This window comes from Streptomyces sp. NPDC102270 (assembly GCF_044766405.1).
Lineage (GTDB): Bacteria > Actinomycetota > Actinomycetes > Streptomycetales > Streptomycetaceae > Streptomyces.
Genome location: NZ_JBIWLX010000050.1, coordinates 1 through 17,557, shown reverse-complemented (window position 1 = coordinate 17,557; position 17,557 = coordinate 1). Strand labels below are relative to the sequence as shown.

18 protein-coding genes are annotated in these 17,557 nt (G+C 71.5%); 13 read left to right on the top strand and 5 right to left on the bottom strand.

Features of this window, described 5'->3' with window-relative positions:
• Window positions 1–501: 501 nt before the first annotated feature.
• Together ACIRP7_RS45005 and ACIRP7_RS45000 are read right to left on the bottom strand one after the other, a co-directional pair.
• On the bottom strand, window positions 502–1,464 hold the full coding sequence (locus ACIRP7_RS45005) for a DeoR/GlpR family DNA-binding transcription regulator (RefSeq protein ID WP_403672680.1): 963 nt from the start codon (window positions 1,462–1,464) through the stop codon (window positions 502–504).
• A gap of 166 nt (window positions 1,465–1,630) precedes the next feature.
• A complete protein-coding gene (locus ACIRP7_RS45000) occupies window positions 1,631–3,079 on the bottom strand; it encodes an NAD(P)H-quinone dehydrogenase (protein WP_403672677.1) in 1,449 nt (482 codons plus the stop codon).
• Between the two features lie 97 nt (window positions 3,080–3,176).
• On the opposite strand from ACIRP7_RS45000, the gene ACIRP7_RS44995 reads away from it, so the two are divergent.
• The 3 genes from ACIRP7_RS44995 to ACIRP7_RS44985 all read left to right on the top strand — a co-directional run bounded on the left by ACIRP7_RS44995 (window position 3,177) and on the right by ACIRP7_RS44985 (window position 6,585).
• Window positions 3,177–3,614 (top strand): gamma-glutamylcyclotransferase, encoded by a 438-nt coding sequence (locus tag ACIRP7_RS44995; RefSeq protein WP_007384315.1) that lies wholly within the window; start codon window positions 3,177–3,179, stop codon window positions 3,612–3,614.
• Between the two features lie 93 nt (window positions 3,615–3,707).
• On the top strand, window positions 3,708–4,532 hold the full coding sequence (locus ACIRP7_RS44990) for a purine-nucleoside phosphorylase (protein ID WP_403672674.1): 825 nt from the start codon (window positions 3,708–3,710) through the stop codon (window positions 4,530–4,532).
• A 421-nt stretch (window positions 4,533–4,953) separates the two neighbouring features.
• The gene (locus ACIRP7_RS44985) at window positions 4,954–6,585 is read left to right on the top strand and encodes a phospho-sugar mutase (RefSeq protein ID WP_403672671.1); all 1,632 of its coding nucleotides are present in this window, start codon (window positions 4,954–4,956) and stop codon (window positions 6,583–6,585) included.
• 127 nt (window positions 6,586–6,712) lie between these two features.
• Here the strand turns inward: ACIRP7_RS44985 and ACIRP7_RS44980 are convergent, their stop codons facing one another.
• A complete protein-coding gene (locus ACIRP7_RS44980) occupies window positions 6,713–7,372 on the bottom strand; it encodes a PH domain-containing protein (protein ID WP_403672668.1) in 660 nt (219 codons plus the stop codon).
• A 120-nt stretch (window positions 7,373–7,492) separates the two neighbouring features.
• Between ACIRP7_RS44980 and deoC the strand changes: the two genes are divergently transcribed.
• The 3 genes from deoC to ACIRP7_RS44965 are packed head-to-tail and all read left to right on the top strand — an operon-like array spanning window position 7,493 to window position 10,780.
• Window positions 7,493–8,452: a deoxyribose-phosphate aldolase gene (deoC, locus tag ACIRP7_RS44975; protein WP_403672685.1), complete on the top strand. Its 960-nt coding sequence runs from the start codon at window positions 7,493–7,495 to the stop codon at window positions 8,450–8,452.
• Window positions 8,453–8,457: 5 nt separating this feature from the next.
• Entirely contained in the window at window positions 8,458–9,900 is a 1,443-nt protein-coding gene (locus ACIRP7_RS44970; protein ID WP_403672665.1) for an aldehyde dehydrogenase family protein, read from the top strand.
• On the top strand, window positions 9,893–10,780 hold the full coding sequence (locus tag ACIRP7_RS44965; RefSeq protein ID WP_403672662.1) for an aldehyde dehydrogenase family protein: 888 nt from the start codon (window positions 9,893–9,895) through the stop codon (window positions 10,778–10,780). The genes ACIRP7_RS44970 and ACIRP7_RS44965 overlap by 8 nt, the downstream gene beginning before the upstream one ends.
• A gap of 84 nt (window positions 10,781–10,864) precedes the next feature.
• Here ACIRP7_RS44965 and ACIRP7_RS44960 read toward each other — a convergent pair whose 3' ends face one another.
• Window positions 10,865–11,260 carry a hypothetical protein gene (locus ACIRP7_RS44960; protein ID WP_403672659.1) on the bottom strand — a complete coding sequence of 132 codons (396 nt, stop codon included), beginning with the start codon at window positions 11,258–11,260 and terminating at the stop codon, window positions 10,865–10,867.
• 105 nt (window positions 11,261–11,365) lie between these two features.
• On the opposite strand from ACIRP7_RS44960, the gene ACIRP7_RS44955 reads away from it, so the two are divergent.
• Both ACIRP7_RS44955 and ACIRP7_RS44950 read left to right on the top strand, forming a co-directional pair.
• Window positions 11,366–12,025 (top strand): uridine kinase, encoded by a 660-nt coding sequence (locus ACIRP7_RS44955; RefSeq protein WP_403672657.1) that lies wholly within the window; start codon window positions 11,366–11,368, stop codon window positions 12,023–12,025.
• A 60-nt stretch (window positions 12,026–12,085) separates the two neighbouring features.
• Complete coding sequence (locus ACIRP7_RS44950) at window positions 12,086–12,409, top strand: DUF6281 family protein (RefSeq protein WP_403672654.1); 324 nt, start codon at window positions 12,086–12,088, stop codon at window positions 12,407–12,409.
• Between the two features lie 144 nt (window positions 12,410–12,553).
• On the opposite strand, the gene ACIRP7_RS44945 is transcribed toward ACIRP7_RS44950, so the two are convergent.
• Window positions 12,554–13,297 (bottom strand): SigE family RNA polymerase sigma factor, encoded by a 744-nt coding sequence (locus ACIRP7_RS44945; RefSeq protein ID WP_403672651.1) that lies wholly within the window; start codon window positions 13,295–13,297, stop codon window positions 12,554–12,556.
• Between the two features lie 229 nt (window positions 13,298–13,526).
• Between ACIRP7_RS44945 and afsQ1 the strand changes: the two genes are divergently transcribed.
• The 5 genes from afsQ1 (at window position 13,527) to ACIRP7_RS44920 (ending at window position 17,367) form a co-directional block, all read left to right on the top strand.
• Complete coding sequence (gene afsQ1, locus ACIRP7_RS44940) at window positions 13,527–14,204, top strand: two-component system response regulator AfsQ1 (RefSeq protein ID WP_037718821.1); 678 nt, start codon at window positions 13,527–13,529, stop codon at window positions 14,202–14,204.
• Complete coding sequence (locus ACIRP7_RS44935) at window positions 14,201–15,778, top strand: ATP-binding protein (protein WP_403672648.1); 1,578 nt, start codon at window positions 14,201–14,203, stop codon at window positions 15,776–15,778. The genes afsQ1 and ACIRP7_RS44935 overlap by 4 nt, the downstream gene beginning before the upstream one ends.
• Window positions 15,778–16,431: a hypothetical protein gene (locus ACIRP7_RS44930; RefSeq protein WP_403672682.1), complete on the top strand. Its 654-nt coding sequence runs from the start codon at window positions 15,778–15,780 to the stop codon at window positions 16,429–16,431. The genes ACIRP7_RS44935 and ACIRP7_RS44930 overlap by 1 nt, the downstream gene beginning before the upstream one ends.
• A gap of 92 nt (window positions 16,432–16,523) precedes the next feature.
• Entirely contained in the window at window positions 16,524–17,075 is a 552-nt protein-coding gene (locus ACIRP7_RS44925; protein ID WP_403672645.1) for a VanZ family protein, read from the top strand.
• A gap of 91 nt (window positions 17,076–17,166) precedes the next feature.
• The gene (locus ACIRP7_RS44920) at window positions 17,167–17,367 is read left to right on the top strand and encodes a PspC domain-containing protein (RefSeq protein WP_123762707.1); all 201 of its coding nucleotides are present in this window, start codon (window positions 17,167–17,169) and stop codon (window positions 17,365–17,367) included.
• Window positions 17,368–17,557 lie beyond the last annotated feature (190 nt).

Below are 17,557 nucleotides of genomic sequence, written 5' to 3'. Positions count from 1 at the left end.
TCAACGCACACAAGGCCGGCACCATCAAGGGCCTGTCCGCCGAGGTCGGAACCTCGATCACCTCCGGCTCCGCGATCTGCGAGATCAAGGACTGAGCAGCCGTAGAACTACCGAGGCGCCCCGCGAACCGAGCAGTCGGTCCGCGGGGCGCCTCGCTTACAACATGGCCCCGACGAACCGGAACGGGCTGCCGCAGGCATCCAGGGGCGCGGGGAACTGCGCACAACACCCGCCCCCACCGAACCCGCACGGCACCCACCCGCACAGCCCCCGCAGGCCACGGCCCCGCCCCTCAAGCCGCCCCGAAACGCCTCAGCGGCGCCGTAGATCCGCCACCCGGGCCCGCCCCGAGCCCGCAGTCGGGTCGCTCAGGGCCGTGGCCGTTCAGAGACCGGGGCCCGGCAACCAGGGGGCGCGGGGAACTGCGCACAACACCCGCCCCCACCGAACCCGCACGGCACCCACCCGCACAGCCCCCGCAGGCCACGGCCCCGAAACGCCTCAGCGACGCCGTAGATCCGCCACCCGGGCCCGCTCCGAGCCCGCAGTCGGGTCGCTCAGGGCCGTGGCCGTTCGGAGGCCGGGGCCCGTCGACGGGAGCTGGCCGCGGCGGGGGCCCGGTACGGGCACGTCCCGGCGCTGTTGCTGCCGCGCCGGGACCTGATCACCCCCCGGTGCTCCCGACGCGCCGGCCACGGCGATCTGCACCCCCTGGTCGGCGAGCGCCTGGAGTTCCGTGCCGGCCCGGTCGTCGTGGGCCGGGGGCTCGTCCGTGACCAGGCGGGTGATGATGTCCGTGGGCACGGTCTGGAACATCGTGTCGGTGCCGAGCTTGGTGTGGTCGGCGAGGACCACGACCTCCGCCGCGGCCTGCACCAGCGCCCGGTCCACGGACGCGGAGAGCATGTTGGACGTGGAAAGACCGCGCTCGGCGGTGAGCCCGCTCCCGGAGAGGAAAGCGCGCGAGACCCTGAGTCCCTGGAGCGACTGTTCCGCCCCCGAACCCACCAGGGCGTAGTTGGAACCGCGCAGGGTGCCGCCGGTCATCACGACCTCCACCCGGTTGGCGTGGGCCAATGCCTGGGCCACCAGGAGGGAATTGGTCACGACCGTCAGCCCGGGAACCCGGGCGAGACGGCGGGCCAGCTCCTGTGTGGTGGTACCCGCCCCCACCACAATGGCCTCGCCTTCTTCGACGAGACCCGCGGCGAGATCGGCGATGGCCGTCTTCTCGGCGGTCGCGAGATGCGATTTCTGCGGAAAGCCGGACTCTCGCGTGAACCCGCCCGGCAATACCGCACCGCCATGCCGGCGGTCGAGGAGTCCTTCTGCCTCCAGTGCGCGCACGTCCCGCCGTACGGTCACTTCGGAGGTCTGGACGACGCGGGCGAGCTCACGGAGCGACACGGCCCCATTGGCTCGCACCATTTCGAGGATCAATTGGCGACGTTCTGCAGCGAACACGAAACTGACAGTAACCCCAACGACCGTCTGGTTTCAGCAGTATGCGCCGAATTACCGAAGTTGTTCGCACAGTAGGACGGGGAGTGGTATAGGGCCTAATCTCCCCGCCTATGCCGCACGAATGGTCGACGACTCCCTGTGACCAGGCAGGAATCGCTTTCGGCCGTCAGGCCCCCTCGGTCTCCTTGCGCGTGTGCAACTGCCGTGCCACCTCGGCGATCGACCCGGAAAGGGACGGGTAGACGGTGAACGCGTTCGCGATCTGTTCGACCGTCAGATTGTTGTCGACCGCGAGCGAGATGGGATGGATCAGTTCCGAGGCGCGCGGCGCGACGACGACACCGCCGACGACGATCCCGGTGCCCGGCCGGCAGAAGATCTTGACGAAGCCGTCGCGGATGCCCTGCATCTTGGCGCGCGGGTTGCGCAGCAGCGGCAGCTTCACGACCCGGGCGTCGATCTTCCCGCCGTCCACGTCGGACTGCGAATACCCGACCGTGGCGATCTCGGGGTCGGTGAAGACGTTCGACGAGACCGTCTTCAGGTTCAGCGGGGCCACCGCGTCGCCGAGGAAGTGGTACATGGCGATACGCCCCTGCATGGCGGCCACGGAGGCCAGCGCGAACACCCCGGTCACGTCACCGGCGGCATACACACCCGGAGCGGTCGTCCTGGACACCTTGTCGGTCCAGATGTGCCCGGACTCGCGCAGCTTGACGCCCGCTTCCTCGAGGCCCATCCCGGCGCTGTTGGGAATGGCGCCGACGGCCATCAGACAGTGCGACCCGGTGATGACCCGGCCGTCCGCCAGCGTGACCTCGACCCGGTCCCCGACCCGCTTGGCGGACTGGGCACGGGAGCGCGCCATGACGTTCATGCCCCGACGGCGGAAGACGTCCTCGAGGACCGCGGCCGCGTCCGGGTCCTCACCTGGCAGCACGCGGTCCCGCGACGACACGAGCGTGACCTTCGACCCGAGCGCCTGGTAGGCCCCGGCGAACTCGGCACCGGTGACACCGGACCCGACCACGATGAGCTCTTCCGGCAGCTCGTCGAGGTCGTAGACCTGGGTCCAGTTGAGAATGCGCTCGCCGTCGGGCTGGGCGTCGGGCAGCTCACGGGGATGCGCACCGGTGGCGATGAGCACGGCGTCCGCGACGAGCGTCTCCTCGCTCCCGTCCACGGCCCGCACCACGACCTTGCGCGACCCGTCGAGAGCCTGCATGCCCTCCAGACGGCCACGCCCGCGCAGCACCCGGGCCCCGGCACGTGTCACGGAGGCCGTGATGTCGTGCGACTGGGCAAGGGCGAGCCGCTTCACACGCCGGTTGACCTTGCCGAGGTCGACGCCCACCACCCGGGCGGCCTGCTCCAGAGGTGGGGTGTCATCGGCGACGATGATCCCCAACTCCTCGTACGACGAATCGAAGGTCGTCATGACCTCGGCCGTAGCGATAAGGGTCTTCGACGGCACGCAGTCGGTCAGCACCGACGCTCCGCCCAGACCGTCGCAGTCGACGACGGTCACCTCCGCGCCGAGCTGGGCGGCCACCAGGGCCGCCTCGTATCCGCCGGGTCCGCCACCGATGATCACGATCCGAGTCACGTACTCCATTGTCCCGTACGACGCGGGGTGCCACGGCCTGGGGGGGCACCCCGAGACGCCACTGTTACGGGAGAGACACCGGGGAAGGCTGCCGTACCCTCGACCCATGTCGCTCTACGCCGCCTATGCCGGCAACCTCGACGCGCGGCTGATGACCCGCCGCGCCCCGCACTCGCCGATGCGCGCCACGGGGTGGCTGAACGGGTGGCGGCTGACCTTCGGGGGCGAGCACATGGGCTGGGAGGGCGCACTGGCGACGATCGTCGAGGACCCCCTCTCCCAGGTGTTCGTGGCGCTCTACGAGATCGCCCCCGCCGACGACGAGTCGATGGACCGCTGGGAAGGCGTGGGCCTGGACATCTACCGCCGCACACGCATGCGGGTCCACACCCTGGAGGGTGAGGAGCACGCCTGGACGTACGTCCTGAACGGCTACGAGGGCGGTCTGCCCTCCGCCCGCTACCTCGGCGAGATCGCGGACGCGGCGGAATCCGCGGGCGCGCCCCACGACTACGTCATGGAACTCCGCAAGCGCCCCTGCTGAGGCGCCGTTGGTCGGAAACGACAAGACAACGATCGCCATCCCGTCAGCTCCGTCATCTACGCGCGTAGGCCCGGACCGGCTACCCTCATCCGCGTGAACGCATCTCTTCTTCCGGACGACATCCAGGGCGACCCCCACGCGGCCGCCGACGCCGCCGCCGCGCGCCTGCGCGAACTGACCGGCGCCGAGACCCACGACGTCGCCCTCGTGATGGGCTCCGGCTGGGCACCGGCCGTGGACGCCCTCGGTGCCCCCGACGCCGAGTTCCAGGTCACCGAGCTGCCCGGTTTCCCGCCGCCGGCGGTGGAGGGACACGGCGGCAAGATCCGCTCGTACCAGATCGGTGAGAAGCGGGCCCTGGTCTTCCTCGGCCGCACCCACTACTACGAGGGCCGCGGGGTGGCCGCCGTCGCGCACGGCGTCCGTACCGCGGTGGCCGCCGGCTGCAAGACCATGGTGTTGACGAACGGCTGCGGCGGCCTCCGCGAGGGCATGCGCCCCGGCCAGCCGGTCCTGATCAGCGACCACCTCAACCTCACGGCGACCTCCCCGATCATCGGCGCCAACTTCGTCGACCTGACCGACTTGTACTCCCCCCGCCTGCGCGCCCTGTGCAAGGAGATCGACCCGACCCTGGAGGAGGGCGTCTACGCCCAATTCCCGGGCCCGCACTACGAGACCCCGGCCGAGATCCGCATGGCCCGCGTCATCGGCGCGGACCTGGTGGGCATGTCGACGGTCCTGGAAGCGATCGCCGCGCGCGAGGCGGGTGCGGAGGTCCTCGGCATCTCCCTGGTGACGAACCTCGCCGCGGGCATGACGGGCGAGCCCCTGAACCACGAGGAGGTCCTCCAGGCGGGCCGCGACAGCGCGACACGGATGGGTTCCCTGCTGGCGCAGGTGCTCGGACGGATCTGAGAGGACGCGGTACGGGGTGCCACGTGATGTCGTAGGGCGGCTGCGGGTGCGTTTCGGCTTGAGCGGGACGCCTATCGGGGTGCCGAGTCAGGTTGTCTGGCGGCTGCGGGCCGGTGGGGGCTGGTCGCGCAGTTCCCCGCCCCCCTGGGGAGTTGCAGTCACCTGCGCCGGGGGTGTCCGCCCGCAGCGGCCGGCGTCCGTCACCGAGCACCACTCAAGAGACCGAGCCGCCGGACCGAGGACGGACACCCCCCACCCCGGCACCGACCCACGACGAAGCCGTTGGCGCCACACAAGCCCCCACCGGACCGGCAGCTGCGCCGCAGGCATCCAGGGGCGCGGGGAACTGCGCAGAACGCCCGCCCCCACCCACCCGCACCCGAACCCGCGCACCGACCCACAACGAGAGGCTGACGCAACCGTGCACGACGATCTCATCGCCCGGGCCCGCACCTGGCTCGCCGAGGACCCCGACCCGGACACCCGCGACGAGCTCGCCAAGCTCGTCGAGGCCGGAGACGTCACCGAACTCACCGCCCGTTTCAGCGGCACCCTCCAGTTCGGCACCGCCGGCCTCCGCGGCGAACTCGGCGCGGGCCCCATGCGCATGAACCGCGCGGTCGTCATCCGAGCCGCCGCCGGCCTCGCCGCGTACCTCAAGAAGCACGGCAGCACCGACGGCCTCGTCGTCATCGGCTACGACGCCCGCCACAAGTCGGAGGACTTCGCGCGGGACACCGCCGCCGTGATGACCGGCGCCGGACTGAACGCGGCGGTCCTCCCCCGCCCCCTCCCCACCCCCGTCCTCGCGTTCGCGATAAGGCACCTCGGCGCCGTGGCCGGCGTGGAGGTCACCGCCAGCCACAACCCGCCCCGCGACAACGGCTACAAGGTCTACCTCGGCGACGGCTCCCAGATCGTTCCGCCCGCCGACGCCGAGATCGCCGCGGAGATCGACGCGATCGTCTCCCTCGACGACGTCCCGCGCCCCGACAGCGGCTGGGAGACCCTCGACGACGGCGTCCTGGACGCCTACCTCGCCCGTACGGACGCCGTACTCGCCGAGAACTCCCCCCGCACCGCCCGCACCGTCTACACCGCGATGCACGGCGTCGGCAAGGACACCCTCCTCGCCGCCTTCGCCCGCGCCGGCTTCCCCGCCCCGGAACTCGTCGCGGAACAGGCCGAACCCGACCCCGACTTCCCGACCGTCGCCTTCCCCAACCCGGAGGAGCCGGGCGCGATGGACCTGGCCTTCGCGAAGGCCGGGGAGACGAACCCGGACCTGATCGTCGCGAACGACCCCGACGCGGACCGCTGCGCGGTGGCGGTCGAGGAGAACGGCACCTGGCGCATGCTGAGGGGCGACGAGGTGGGCGCCCTCCTCGCCGCCCACCTGGTGACCCGCGGAGCACAGGGCACCTTCGCCGAGTCGATCGTCTCCTCCTCCCTCCTCGGCAGGATCGCCGAGAAGGCGGGCCTGCCCTACGAGGAGACCCTCACCGGCTTCAAGTGGATCGCCCGCGTGGAGGGCCTGCGCTACGGCTACGAAGAGGCGCTCGGCTACTGCGTGGACCCCGAGGGCGTACGGGACAAGGACGGCATCACCGCGGCCCTCCTCATCACGGAGCTCGCCTCCGAGCTGAAGGAACAGAACCGCACGCTCCTCGACCTCCTCGACGACCTCGCCGTGACACACGGCCTGCACGCCACGGACCAGCTCTCCGTCCGCGTGGAGGACCTGTCGGTCATCGCCCGGGCGATGGAACAGCTCCGCGAGCACCCGCCGACCGAGCTCGCCGGCCTGCCCATCACCAAGGCGGAGGACCTCACCGAGGGCACGGACAAGCTCCCGCCCACCGACGGCCTGCGCTACACCCTCACCGGCGCCCGGGTCGTCGTCCGCCCGAGCGGCACCGAGCCGAAGCTGAAGTGCTACCTGGAAGTGGTCGTCCCGGTCCCCGCACACGCCGACCTCCCGGCGGCCCGCACCAGGGCGACGGACCTCCTGACCGCCATCAAGCGAGACCTGTCGGCGGCAGCCGGCATCTGACCCCGTCCCCGTCCCCCGCGTCCCTCAGGGGCGCGGGGCTGTGACATCAGCGGCTCCGCCGCGGGGCACGACCGGCCACCGCGGGCCCGCAGCCGCCCGACAACCGCTCCCGGCACCGCGGGAGCCGTCACCCCACAGCCACCAGAATCGCCAGCAGCACCGCCCCGGCCACCGCGGGCCCCACGATCTCGTACGCCCACCGCACGGCCACCTCGCCCTGGGACGTCTTGGCCGCCCCCCGCGTCTCCAGCGTCTCCCGCAGATCGTCCATGATCTTGTCGGTCTCGGCCCGGGTAGGCCCCTCCGGGACGGGCGTACCGCCACCGAAGCCGCCCCCCTGCATTCCGCCGCCGAACATGCCGAGGCCCCTGCCGGAGCCGCCGCCCGCGGTCTGCCGGGCCGACTGCCGGGCCGCCTTCTTGCGGCCGCGCAGGGAGACCGGGATCGCCCACAGCTGGTACTTGCCGCCGGACTTGACGAACACCTCGTTCGAGTAGCCGGAGCGGAACATCTCGACCTCGCCCCACGGCACGACGATCACGCGGAAGGGGTTGCGGATGCGCAGCCGGTCGTCGTTCGCGAAGACGGCCGGGCGCAGGGTGAAGGCGATCACCAGCGGTAGGACGAGGATCAGCGCGGCGAGGGCGAGCCACGGCGTGCGGCCGGTGCCGGAGACGACGGCGTCGATGCCGAGCCAGCCGATGATGACGAGGAGGAGGAAGCCGCCGATCAGCGCCATGGGTGAGCGGTAGATGCGGTCCCTGGACTCGGGGGGTGCGGTCGTCATGAGGCCGATCCTAAGCGCCGTCCGGGTCGGTGCTCATGTGCGGTGCCCTGCGAGTGCCCGCAGAACCCGCCCTCCGGGGTGTACAGCCGCTACGCGCGTAGATATGCTCGTCTGGTGACCATGCCCACCACTGCATCAGCCGCACACCCGCTCACGGACGTGACCGCGTCCGACAGCACGCTGCGCCGGTTCCTTCACGGGCTGCCCGGCGTGGACGCGGTCGGCCTGGAGGCGCGAGCCGCCTCCCTCGGTACGCGTTCCATCAAGACGACCGCGAAGGCGTACGCCATCGACCTCGCCATCTCGATGGTCGACCTGACGACGCTGGAAGGCGCGGACACCCCGGGCAAGGTCCGGGCGCTCGGCGCCAAGGCGGTCCGCCCCGACCCGACCGACCGGACGGCCCCCGCCACGGCCGCGGTCTGCGTCTATCCCGACATGGTGGCCGTCGCCAAGGAGGCCGTCGCCGGTTCCGGCGTGAAGGTCGCCTCGGTCGCCACCGCGTTCCCGGCCGGGCGTGCCGCCCTGGACGTGAAGCTGGCCGACGTGCGCGACGCCGTGGCCGCCGGTGCCGACGAGGTCGACATGGTCATCGACCGCGGCGCGTTCCTCTCCGGCAGATACCTGAAGGTGTACGACGAGATCGTCGCCGTGCGCGAGGTCTGCGGTACGGACGCCCGGCTCAAGGTCATCTTCGAGACCGGCGAGCTGTCGACGTACGACAACATCCGCCGCGCGAGCTGGCTCGGCATGCTGGCGGGCGCGGACTTCATCAAGACGTCCACCGGCAAGGTCGCGGTGAACGCGACCCCGGCGAACACCCTCCTCATGCTGGAGGCGGTGCGCGACTTCCGCGCCCAGACGGGTGTCCAGGTGGGCGTGAAGCCGGCCGGCGGCATCAGGACGTCCAAGGACGCCATCAAGTTCCTCGTGCTGGTCAACGAGACGGCGGGCGAGGACTGGCTGGACAACCACTGGTTCCGCTTCGGCGCCTCCTCGCTCCTGAACGACCTGCTGATGCAGCGTCAGAAGCTGGCCACCGGCCGCTACTCCGGCCCCGACTACGTGACGGTGGACTGATCACCATGGCACCTGCATCCGCATTCGAGTACGCACCGGCACCCGAGTCCCGCTCGGTCGTCGACATCGCCCCCTCCTACGGCCTGTTCATCGACGGCGAGTTCGTGGAAGCGGCCGAGGGCAAGGTCTTCAAGACCGTCTCGCCGTCCACCGAGGAGGTCCTGTCCGAGATCGCCCAGGCGGGCGAGGCGGACGTCGACCGGGCGGTGCTGGCCGCCCGCAAGGCCTTCGAGAAGTGGTCCGCGCTGCCCGGCTCCGAGCGCGCCAAGTACCTGTTCCGCATCGCCCGGATCATCCAGGAGCGCAGCCGCGAGCTCGCCGTCCTGGAGACCCTGGACAACGGCAAGCCCATCAAGGAGACCCGCGACGCCGACCTCCCCCTGGTCGCCGCGCACTTCTTCTACTACGCGGGCTGGGCCGACAAGCTGGAGCACGCGGGATTCGGAACGAGCCCGAAGCCCCTCGGCGTGGCCGGCCAGGTCATCCCCTGGAACTTCCCGCTCCTGATGCTGGCGTGGAAGATCGCCCCGGCACTGGCGACGGGCAACACCGTCGTCCTGAAGCCTGCGGAGACCACTCCCCTGTCGGCGCTGTTCTTCGCGGACGTCTGCCGCCAGGCCGGCCTGCCCCGGGGTGTCGTCAACATCCTTCCGGGCTACGGCGACACGGGCGCCGCGCTCGTCGCGCACCCGGACGTGAACAAGGTGGCCTTCACCGGCTCCACGGCCGTGGGCAAGGAGATCGCCCGCACGGTCGCCGGCACCCGCAAGAAGCTCACCCTCGAACTGGGCGGCAAGGGCGCCAACATCGTCTTCGACGACGCCCCGATCGACCAGGCCGTCGAGGGGATCGTCACCGGCATCTTCTTCAACCAGGGCCAGGTCTGCTGCGCGGGCTCCCGGCTCCTGGTCCAGGAGTCGATCCAGGACGAGCTGCTGGACTCCCTCAAGCGCCGCCTGTCCACCCTCCGCCTCGGCGACCCGCTCGACAAGAACACCGACATCGGCGCGATCAACTCCGCCGAGCAGCTCTCGCGGATCACCTCGCTCGTCGAGAAGGGCACGGCCGAGGGCGCCGAGCCCTGGTCCCCGGAGTGCGAACTGCCCTCCTCCGGCTACTGGTTCGCCCCGACGCTCTTCACCAACGTCACCCAGGCGCACACCATCGCCCGCGACGAGATCTTCGGCCCGGTGCTGTCGGTCCTCACCTTCCGCACCCCGGACGAGGCCGTCGCCAAGGCCAACAACACCCAGTACGGCCTCTCGGCGGGCATCTGGACGGAGAAGGGTTCGCGGATCCTGGCGGTGGCGAACAAGCTCCGGGCCGGGGTCGTCTGGTCCAACACGTTCAACAAGTTCGACCCCACGTCGCCGTTCGGCGGCTACAAGGAGTCGGGCTTCGGCCGCGAGGGCGGCCGCCACGGCCTGGAGGCGTACCTCGATGTCTGATCGGCTCAGTGTCTTCAAGACCTACAAGCTGTACGTCGGCGGGAAGTTCCCGCGTTCCGAGAGCGGCCGGGTGTACGAGGTGACCGACTCCAAGGGCAAGTGGCTGGCGAACGCGCCGCAGTCGAGCCGCAAGGACGCCCGTGACGCGGTCGTGGCCGCGCGCAAGGCGTTCGGCGCCTGGTCCGGGGCCACCGCCTACAACCGCGGCCAGGTCCTGTACCGCGTCGCGGAGATGCTGGAGGGCCGCAGGGCGCAGTTCGTCCACGAGGTGGCCGACGCCGAGGGGCTGTCGAAGTCCCGGGCGGCCGAGCAGGTCGAGGCGACGATCGACCGCTGGGTCTGGTACGCGGGCTGGACCGACAAGATCGCCCAGGTGGTGGGCGGCGGCAACCCGGTGGCCGGCCCGTACTTCAACCTGTCCTCCCCTGAGCCGACGGGCGTGGTGGCCGTCCTGGCCCCGCAGGAGTCGTCGTTCCTGGGCCTGGTCTCGGTGCTCGCCCCGGTGATCGCCACGGGCAACACGACGGTGGTGATCGCTTCGGAGGGGGCCCCGCTCCCCGCCCTCTCCCTGGGCGAGGTCCTGGCCACCTCCGACGTCCCCGGAGGCGTGGTCAACATCCTCTCGGGCCGTACGGCGGAGATCGCGGCCCCTCTGGCGGCCCACCAGGACGTCAACGCGATCGACCTGGCGGGCGCGGACGAGGTCCTCGCGAAGGAGCTGGAGATCGCGGCGGCGGACAACCTGAAGCGGGTCCTGCGTCCACAGCCTGTGGACAACTGGACGGCGACCCCGGGAATCGACCGCCTGACGGCGTTCCTGGAGACGAAGACGGTGTGGCACCCGACGGGGTCGCTGGGCGCGTCCGGCTCCGCGTACTGACACCGGGCCACGACACCGCGGAGCCGCGCCCTCCCTCCGTCCGGGGAAGGCGCGGCTCCGTGCCGAAGCGGCCGTGTGTCCGGTTCAGTTGCTCAGCAGTCCCGCCACCTGCCCCACCACCGGGATGCTCCCGATCGACTGCGCCTGCGCGACCGGCCTGGTCACCGCCTGCGACGTCAGCGGCTGGAAGTCCGCCAGCTGGGTCCCCACCCCGTTGTCCAGCGGGTCCACTCCCGTGCCCGCCAGCGGGTTCGGCTTGAGGCCGGTGACCGGGCCGGTGACGTAGCCGACCGTGCCGGTGAGGGAGCGGAGCCCGGACTGGGGGTCGATGTTGCCGAGCGAGGTGGGCCGGGTGTGCAGCACGTCGACCACCGGCTCGGTGGCCGCGGCGGCCGCCCCGGCGCCTGCGCCGAGGGCGACACCCGCGGTCGCGAGGGCGGTGAGAGTGCGCTGGACGGTCGGGTTCGCGTGTCGGGCCATCGTTTCTGCCACCTTTTTTGTGCACTGGGTAAGCGTGTCGACACGAAGGGTAGTTGAGGTGTGACGCGCGCTTCAAAGCCAACCCGCGGGGTCGATGAACAGCGGGTGAATGCCTCACACTGGTGTCCCGTGAGCTCCCAACCGCCCATACCGACGCGAGTCGTGCTGCTCTGCGGCCCCTCCGGCTCCGGCAAGTCCCTTCTCTCGGCCCGTTCCGGTCTTCCGGTCCTCCGGCTCGACGACTTCTACAAGGAGGGCGACGACCCGACGCTGCCGCTGGTGGCGGGGAGCTCCGACATCGACTGGGACCACCCCGGATCGTGGGACGCGGACGCCGCGGTGGCCGCGATCGTCGAACTGTGCCGCACGGGCCGCACGAAGATCCCGGTCTACGACATCTCGTTGAGCGCCCGCACCGGCGAGGAGGCGGTCGAGATGGGCCGTACCCCGCTGTTCATCGCGGAGGGCATCTTCGCCGCCGAGATCGTCACCCGCTGCCGGGAGCTCGGGGTGCTGGGCGACGCGCTGTGCCTGAGCCGGGGTCCGGTGCGCACGTTCCGCCGCCGGTTCCTGCGGGACCTGCGCGAGGGCCGCAAGTCCGTGCCGTTCCTGCTGCGCCGCGGCTGGCGCCTGATGCGCCTGGAGCGCTCGATCGTCGCCCGCCAGACCGCGCTGGGCGCCCACCCGTGCGACAGGGACGAGGCCCTCGGCCGCCTTGTCGCCGCGGCAGCGGGCCGCCGCCCGGCGGCGACTCCGGCGGCCTGAACGCGAACGGCGCCTTCTCCGTCGTAGGACCGGAAGACGGTCACCTCGGGAAGGAAGCTGATGACGGCAGCACGGCTGGTCATGACGGTGGCGATGCTGACGGTGGCTCTCGGCTGCTCGTCGGGCGGCGAGGCCGCGGGCTCCTGCGCGGGGGTGGTGACGTACCAGAACCGCGACTATCTGCCCACCCAGGACGAGGACTTCACCGTCGGCGAGCGCCTGGGCACCGCCCGCATTGCGGAGTGCGACGACACCCCGGACGATCCCGGGGGCGCCATTCCCGAAGGCACGGCCAACGCGTACCTCGTCGAGGGCAGGGACCCCGCCGAGGCCATCGCTGTCGGTGACACGCCGGCCGGGACGACGCTCATGAAGGCCGGCTGACCGCACACACGAAAGCGGGACTGGACGGACCCCCCGGCCCTCCAGTCCCGCTCTTGTGCTTCCCCCGTTGGTCCCCCCACGGGTACCGGCCCCCCAGCCGGTACCCCTGGTCCCCCGTTCCCCCGTGTCGTGCTTCCCCCACCCTCAGGCGACGAGCTCCCCGAAGGCGTTCTCCTCGTCACGGCCGAAGCTGAGGACCTCGTCCTCGCGCAGGCGGCGCAGGGACCGCCAGATGCTGGACTTCACCGTGCCGACACTGATGTCGAGGATCTCCGCGATCTCCGGGTCGGTGCGGCCCTCGTAGTAACGGAGGACCAGCATCGTGCGCTGGAGTTCGGGGAGCCGGGCGAGCGCCTGCCACAGGACCGCGCGCAGTTCGGTGCCGCGCATCGCGTCCGTGTCGCCGGGCGTCTCCGGCAGTTCCTCGGTCGGGTATTCGTTCAGCTTGCGGCGGCGCCACGCGCTGATGTGCAGATTCGTCATGGTGCGGCGGAGGTAGCCCCCGACCGCGGCCTTGTCGCTGATCCGGTCCCACGCCTTGTACGTCGAGAACAGCGCGCTCTGCAGCAGGTCCTCGGCCTCGAAGCGGTCACCGGTCAGGTGGTAGGCGGTGGCGTACAGGGAGGCGCGGCGCTCCTGGACGTAGGCGGTGAACTCCGCCTCCGACAGCGAGCGACGCTCCCCCGAGTCCTCCCTGTACGACGATCCCCCGTGCGATTCCCCCGTGGAGGTGTCAACCACCGCCATGTACGCGGTGTGCTGACGCCCGGTGCCGCGAGCGCACCCCCGCCCGCTCACGGCACCGGACTCCTTGGAACCCCGGCCCCCGTTCACGTCGTGCAGCCGAGTGATCACTGCGCTGGTGCTGATGCTGTGCAGCGTGTTCATCTCGCGCCCCCCGTCGTGGACTTCCGGTGTTCGGCTTGCTCAGGCGGTGGTTCCTTGCCTGTGCCGAGAACTCTGCCAACGCACCTTCATGACCGTGTCCGCCGACTGTCACAGACCTGTCACAGGGCCCGGTCTCAGGAATTGCACAGCGGACCCACGGACGGGTGCCGTACGGACTGCCTGTCCCCACAGGTCGTACCGCACCCCCTCCATGGGCCAGAATGAGCCCGTGCCTTCCCTGTTGCTGATCGAGGACGACGACGCCATCCGTACGGCCCTGGAGCTGAGCCTCACGCGCCAGGGCCACCGGGTTGCCACCGCTGCCACCGGCGAGGACGGCCTGAAGCTGCTGCGTGAGCAGCGGCCGGACCTGATCGTGCTGGATGTGATGCTGCCCGGCATCGACGGGTTCGAGGTGTGCCGGCGCATCCGGCGCACCGACCAGCTGCCGATCATCTTGCTGACCGCGCGCAACGACGACATCGACATCGTCGTCGGACTGGAGTCCGGCGCCGACGACTATGTCGTCAAGCCGATCCAGGGGCGGGTGCTGGACGCCCGGATCCGGGCCGTGCTGCGCCGCGGGGAACGCGAGTCGACCGACGCGGCGAGCTTCGGCTCCCTGGTCATCGACCGCGCGGCCATGACCGTGACGAAGAACGGCGAGGACCTCCAGCTCACCCCGACCGAGCTCAGGCTGCTCCTGGAGCTGAGCCGGCGGCCCGGTCAGGCCCTGTCCCGGCAGCAGTTGCTGCGGCTGGTCTGGGAGCACGACTACCTCGGTGACTCGCGCCTGGTGGACGCCTGTGTCCAGCGGCTGCGCGCCAAGGTCGAGGATGTGCCGTCGTCCCCGACGCTCATCCGTACCGTGCGGGGCGTGGGTTACCGGCTGGACACGCCTCAGTGACCGAAGCACAAGGGGGGTTCCGCGGCTGGTTCGCGGCTCGTAAGGGTGTGTGGTCAGGGCTGCGTTTCACCAGTCTGCGGCTGCGGCTCGTCGTCGTCTTCGGCCTGGTGGCGCTGACCGCCGCCGTGTCCGCGTCCGGGATCGCCTACTGGCTCAACCGTGAGGCGGTCCTCACCCGCGCCCAGGACGCGGTGCTGCGGGACTTCCAGCAGGAGATGCAGAACCGTGCGGGTGCCCTGCCGGAGAACCCCACGCAGGACGAACTCCAGCAGGCGGCGGGGCAGATGGCGGGCAGCAGCCAGCGCTTCGGCGTGCTGCTCGTGTCCTCCGACGCAGCCGGCAGGGCGGTGTACGGCAATTCGGGCGCCCTGGACGGCTTCACGCTCCAGGACGTGCCCGTGTCGCTGCGCGAGGCGGTGAACGAGAAGCAGAAGGTCGACTCCGCCAACAAGTACGCCTACCACCTGTACTGGCAGCGGACCGTCGACCACGACACCCCGTACCTGGTCGCCGGCACCCGGGTGATCGGCGGCGGCCCGACCGGTTACATGCTCACGTCGCTCGAACCGGAGGCCAAGGACCTCAACTCCCTCGCCTGGTCGCTGGGTATCGCCACCGGGCTCGCCCTGATCGGCTCCGCGCTGCTCGCGCAGGCCGCCGCGACGACCGTACTGAAGCCGGTGCACCGGCTGGGAGTCGCCGCCCGGCGGCTCGGCGAGGGCAAGCTGGACACCCGGCTCAGGGTGTCGGGGACCGACGAACTCGCCGACCTGTCACGGACGTTCAACTACGCGGCCGAGGCGCTGGAGAAACGGGTCGAGGACATGTCCGCCCGCGACGACGCGTCCCGGCGGTTCGTGGCGGACATGAGCCATGAACTGCGGACGCCGCTCACCGCGATGACCGCCGTGACGGAGATCCTGGAGGAGGAGCTGGAGGCCGAGTCCGGCTCCATGGACCCGATGATCGAGCCGGCCGTGCGGCTGGTGGTCAGCGAGACCCGCAGGCTCAACGACCTGGTCGAGAACCTGATGGAGGTCACCCGCTTCGACGCGGGGACGGCCCGGCTGGTCCTGGACGACGTCGACCTGGCCGACCAGATCACCGCGTGCATCGACGCGCGCGCGTGGCTGGACGCGGTGGAGCTGGACGCCGAGCGCGGCATGCACGCCCGCCTCGACCCGCGCCGCCTCGACGTGATCCTGGCCAACCTGATCGGCAACGCCCTCAAGCACGGCGGCTCCCCGGTGCGGGTGGCGGTGCGCACGGCGGACGACGAGATCGTCATCCGGGTCAGCGACCACGGCCCCGGCATCCCCGAGGACGTCCTCCCGCACGTCTTCGACCGCTTCTACAAGGCCAGCGCCTCCCGCCCGCGCTCCGAGGGCAGCGGCCTGGGCCTCTCGATCGCCCTGGAGAACGCCCACATCCACGGCGGCGAGATCACCGCGGCGAACTCCCCCGGCGGGGGCGCCGTCTTCACGCTGCGACTTCCCCGGGACGCCTCGGCGCTGGCGGAACAGCTCATGGAGGCCAAGAAGGACGACGACAAGGCGAAGAAGGGACAGGCGTGATGCGCCCGGAGGGACGACGGACGCGGCGGGCGGACGCACCGCGCGCCGGACTGGACGTGCCGCGGCTGCTGGCGCTCCCGCTGCTCGCCCTGCTGGTCGCCGGGTGCGGGATCCGGCCCACCGAGGTGCCCACCGACTTCGGTCCCGCGCCCTCACGGGTGCGGTGCTCGCTGTCCGAGCCGGACGCCGCGGAGCCGTCCTCGCACGGGCTGGCCGTGCAGGTGTTCCTGCTGTGCGGGTCCTCGCTGGTGGCCGTCGACCGGAGCCTGAGGGTCCCGGACGGGACCGCCGACTCCCAGCGGCGGGTGCTGGTCGCGCAGGGGCTCCTCGACCAGCTCGCCGAGACCCCGTCGACGGCCGAGCGGGAGGCCGGCTACCAGACGTACGTCCGCGGCGGCATGACCGTCGGCGGCCCGCGCCCCAAGGACCCCGACGACGCGCTCCGGCTGAGCACCCCGCCTGCCGAGCTCTCCGCGTACGCCCTCGCCCAGGTCGTGTGCACCTTCTCCGACTCGGCCGCGGCCGAGGGCGACGGCTCCGTCATCCTCGGCGGCCCCACGACCGCACCGCTGCGCCGCTACGACTGCACGGACGAGGTCCGTTCCCAGCCGAGCAGCCACCAGCCGCCGTCGACCGAGGTGACGGGCGGCTGACGCGGGTCCGGCCACCCCGTGTGGCGCAGCCCTCACCCGGGTACCCCGGGCCTTCCGGAACCGATCGTGCCGAGCGGGGCGTCTAGGGGATCGTGCAGCGTCAAGGCTTCGTAGGCGGCAATGCCGCCCTTCGCGTCCGTGTGGCAGGAGGTGCCCTCCTGGTCGCACACCTCGCGTTCGTCGCCTGGTTCACGCTGCGTCCGCTGGACGTGCCCTGGGTCGTCCCGGCCAATCTGCATCCGTTCGCCGGCATCCGCGCCGACCTCGCCCTCGGCGGGCGGGAGGCGGCCCTGCGGATCGGCGAGGGGCTCGCGCTGCTGGCCCCGCTCGGGCTGCTGCTCCCGATGGTGCACGGTCGGCTGTGGGCGTCGCCCGTCGGTTCCCTGATCCGCACCTGTGTCGCGGGCTCGCTGATCTCCCTGGGCATAGAGCTGTTCCAGACCGGCGTCCCCGGCCAGGTCGTCGACATCGACTCCCTGTTCCTGAACACCGCGGGCGTCGCCCTCGCGCACCTCGTCGTCGTGCCGGCGGTGCGCCACTCGCTGCGCCGCAGGACCGAGCGGCGCCGGCGCACCACCGTCCGCCAGGAGGAGCCGGCTCAGGGTAGGACCCCGACGATTCCCAGGGTCGGGATCGCACCGTAGAGCGACGCTTTGTGGCGTTCGTCTCCGTAGCGTTGAAGACAGCTGGAGAGGGTCACCCGGACCCGACCCCGACGCTCACGAAGGAGCCGCAATGTCCCGCCTCGCCCGCCCCACCAACGGCCGCATGATCGGCGGAGTGTGTGCCGCGCTGGCACGGCGCTTCGGCACCTCCGCGACCACGATGCGCGTGATCTTCCTGGTGTCCTGTCTGCTGCCGGGCCCGCAGTTCCTGCTCTACATAGCCCTGTGGATCCTGTTCCCCTCGGAGGACAAGGCCCAGACCGCCTGGTGACACCTCTGTGCACGGACGCCGGGGGGGGGGGGGGGGGGCCCGGCGGGGGGGGGGGGGCGGCCCCCGCGGGCGGGGCGGGGGGGGGGGGGGGGGGGGGGGGGCGCGGGGGGGGGGGGGGGGGGGCGGGGGGGGGGCGGGGGGGCGGGCGGCGGGGGGGGGGGGCCCCGGGGCGGGGGGGGGGCCGCGGCGC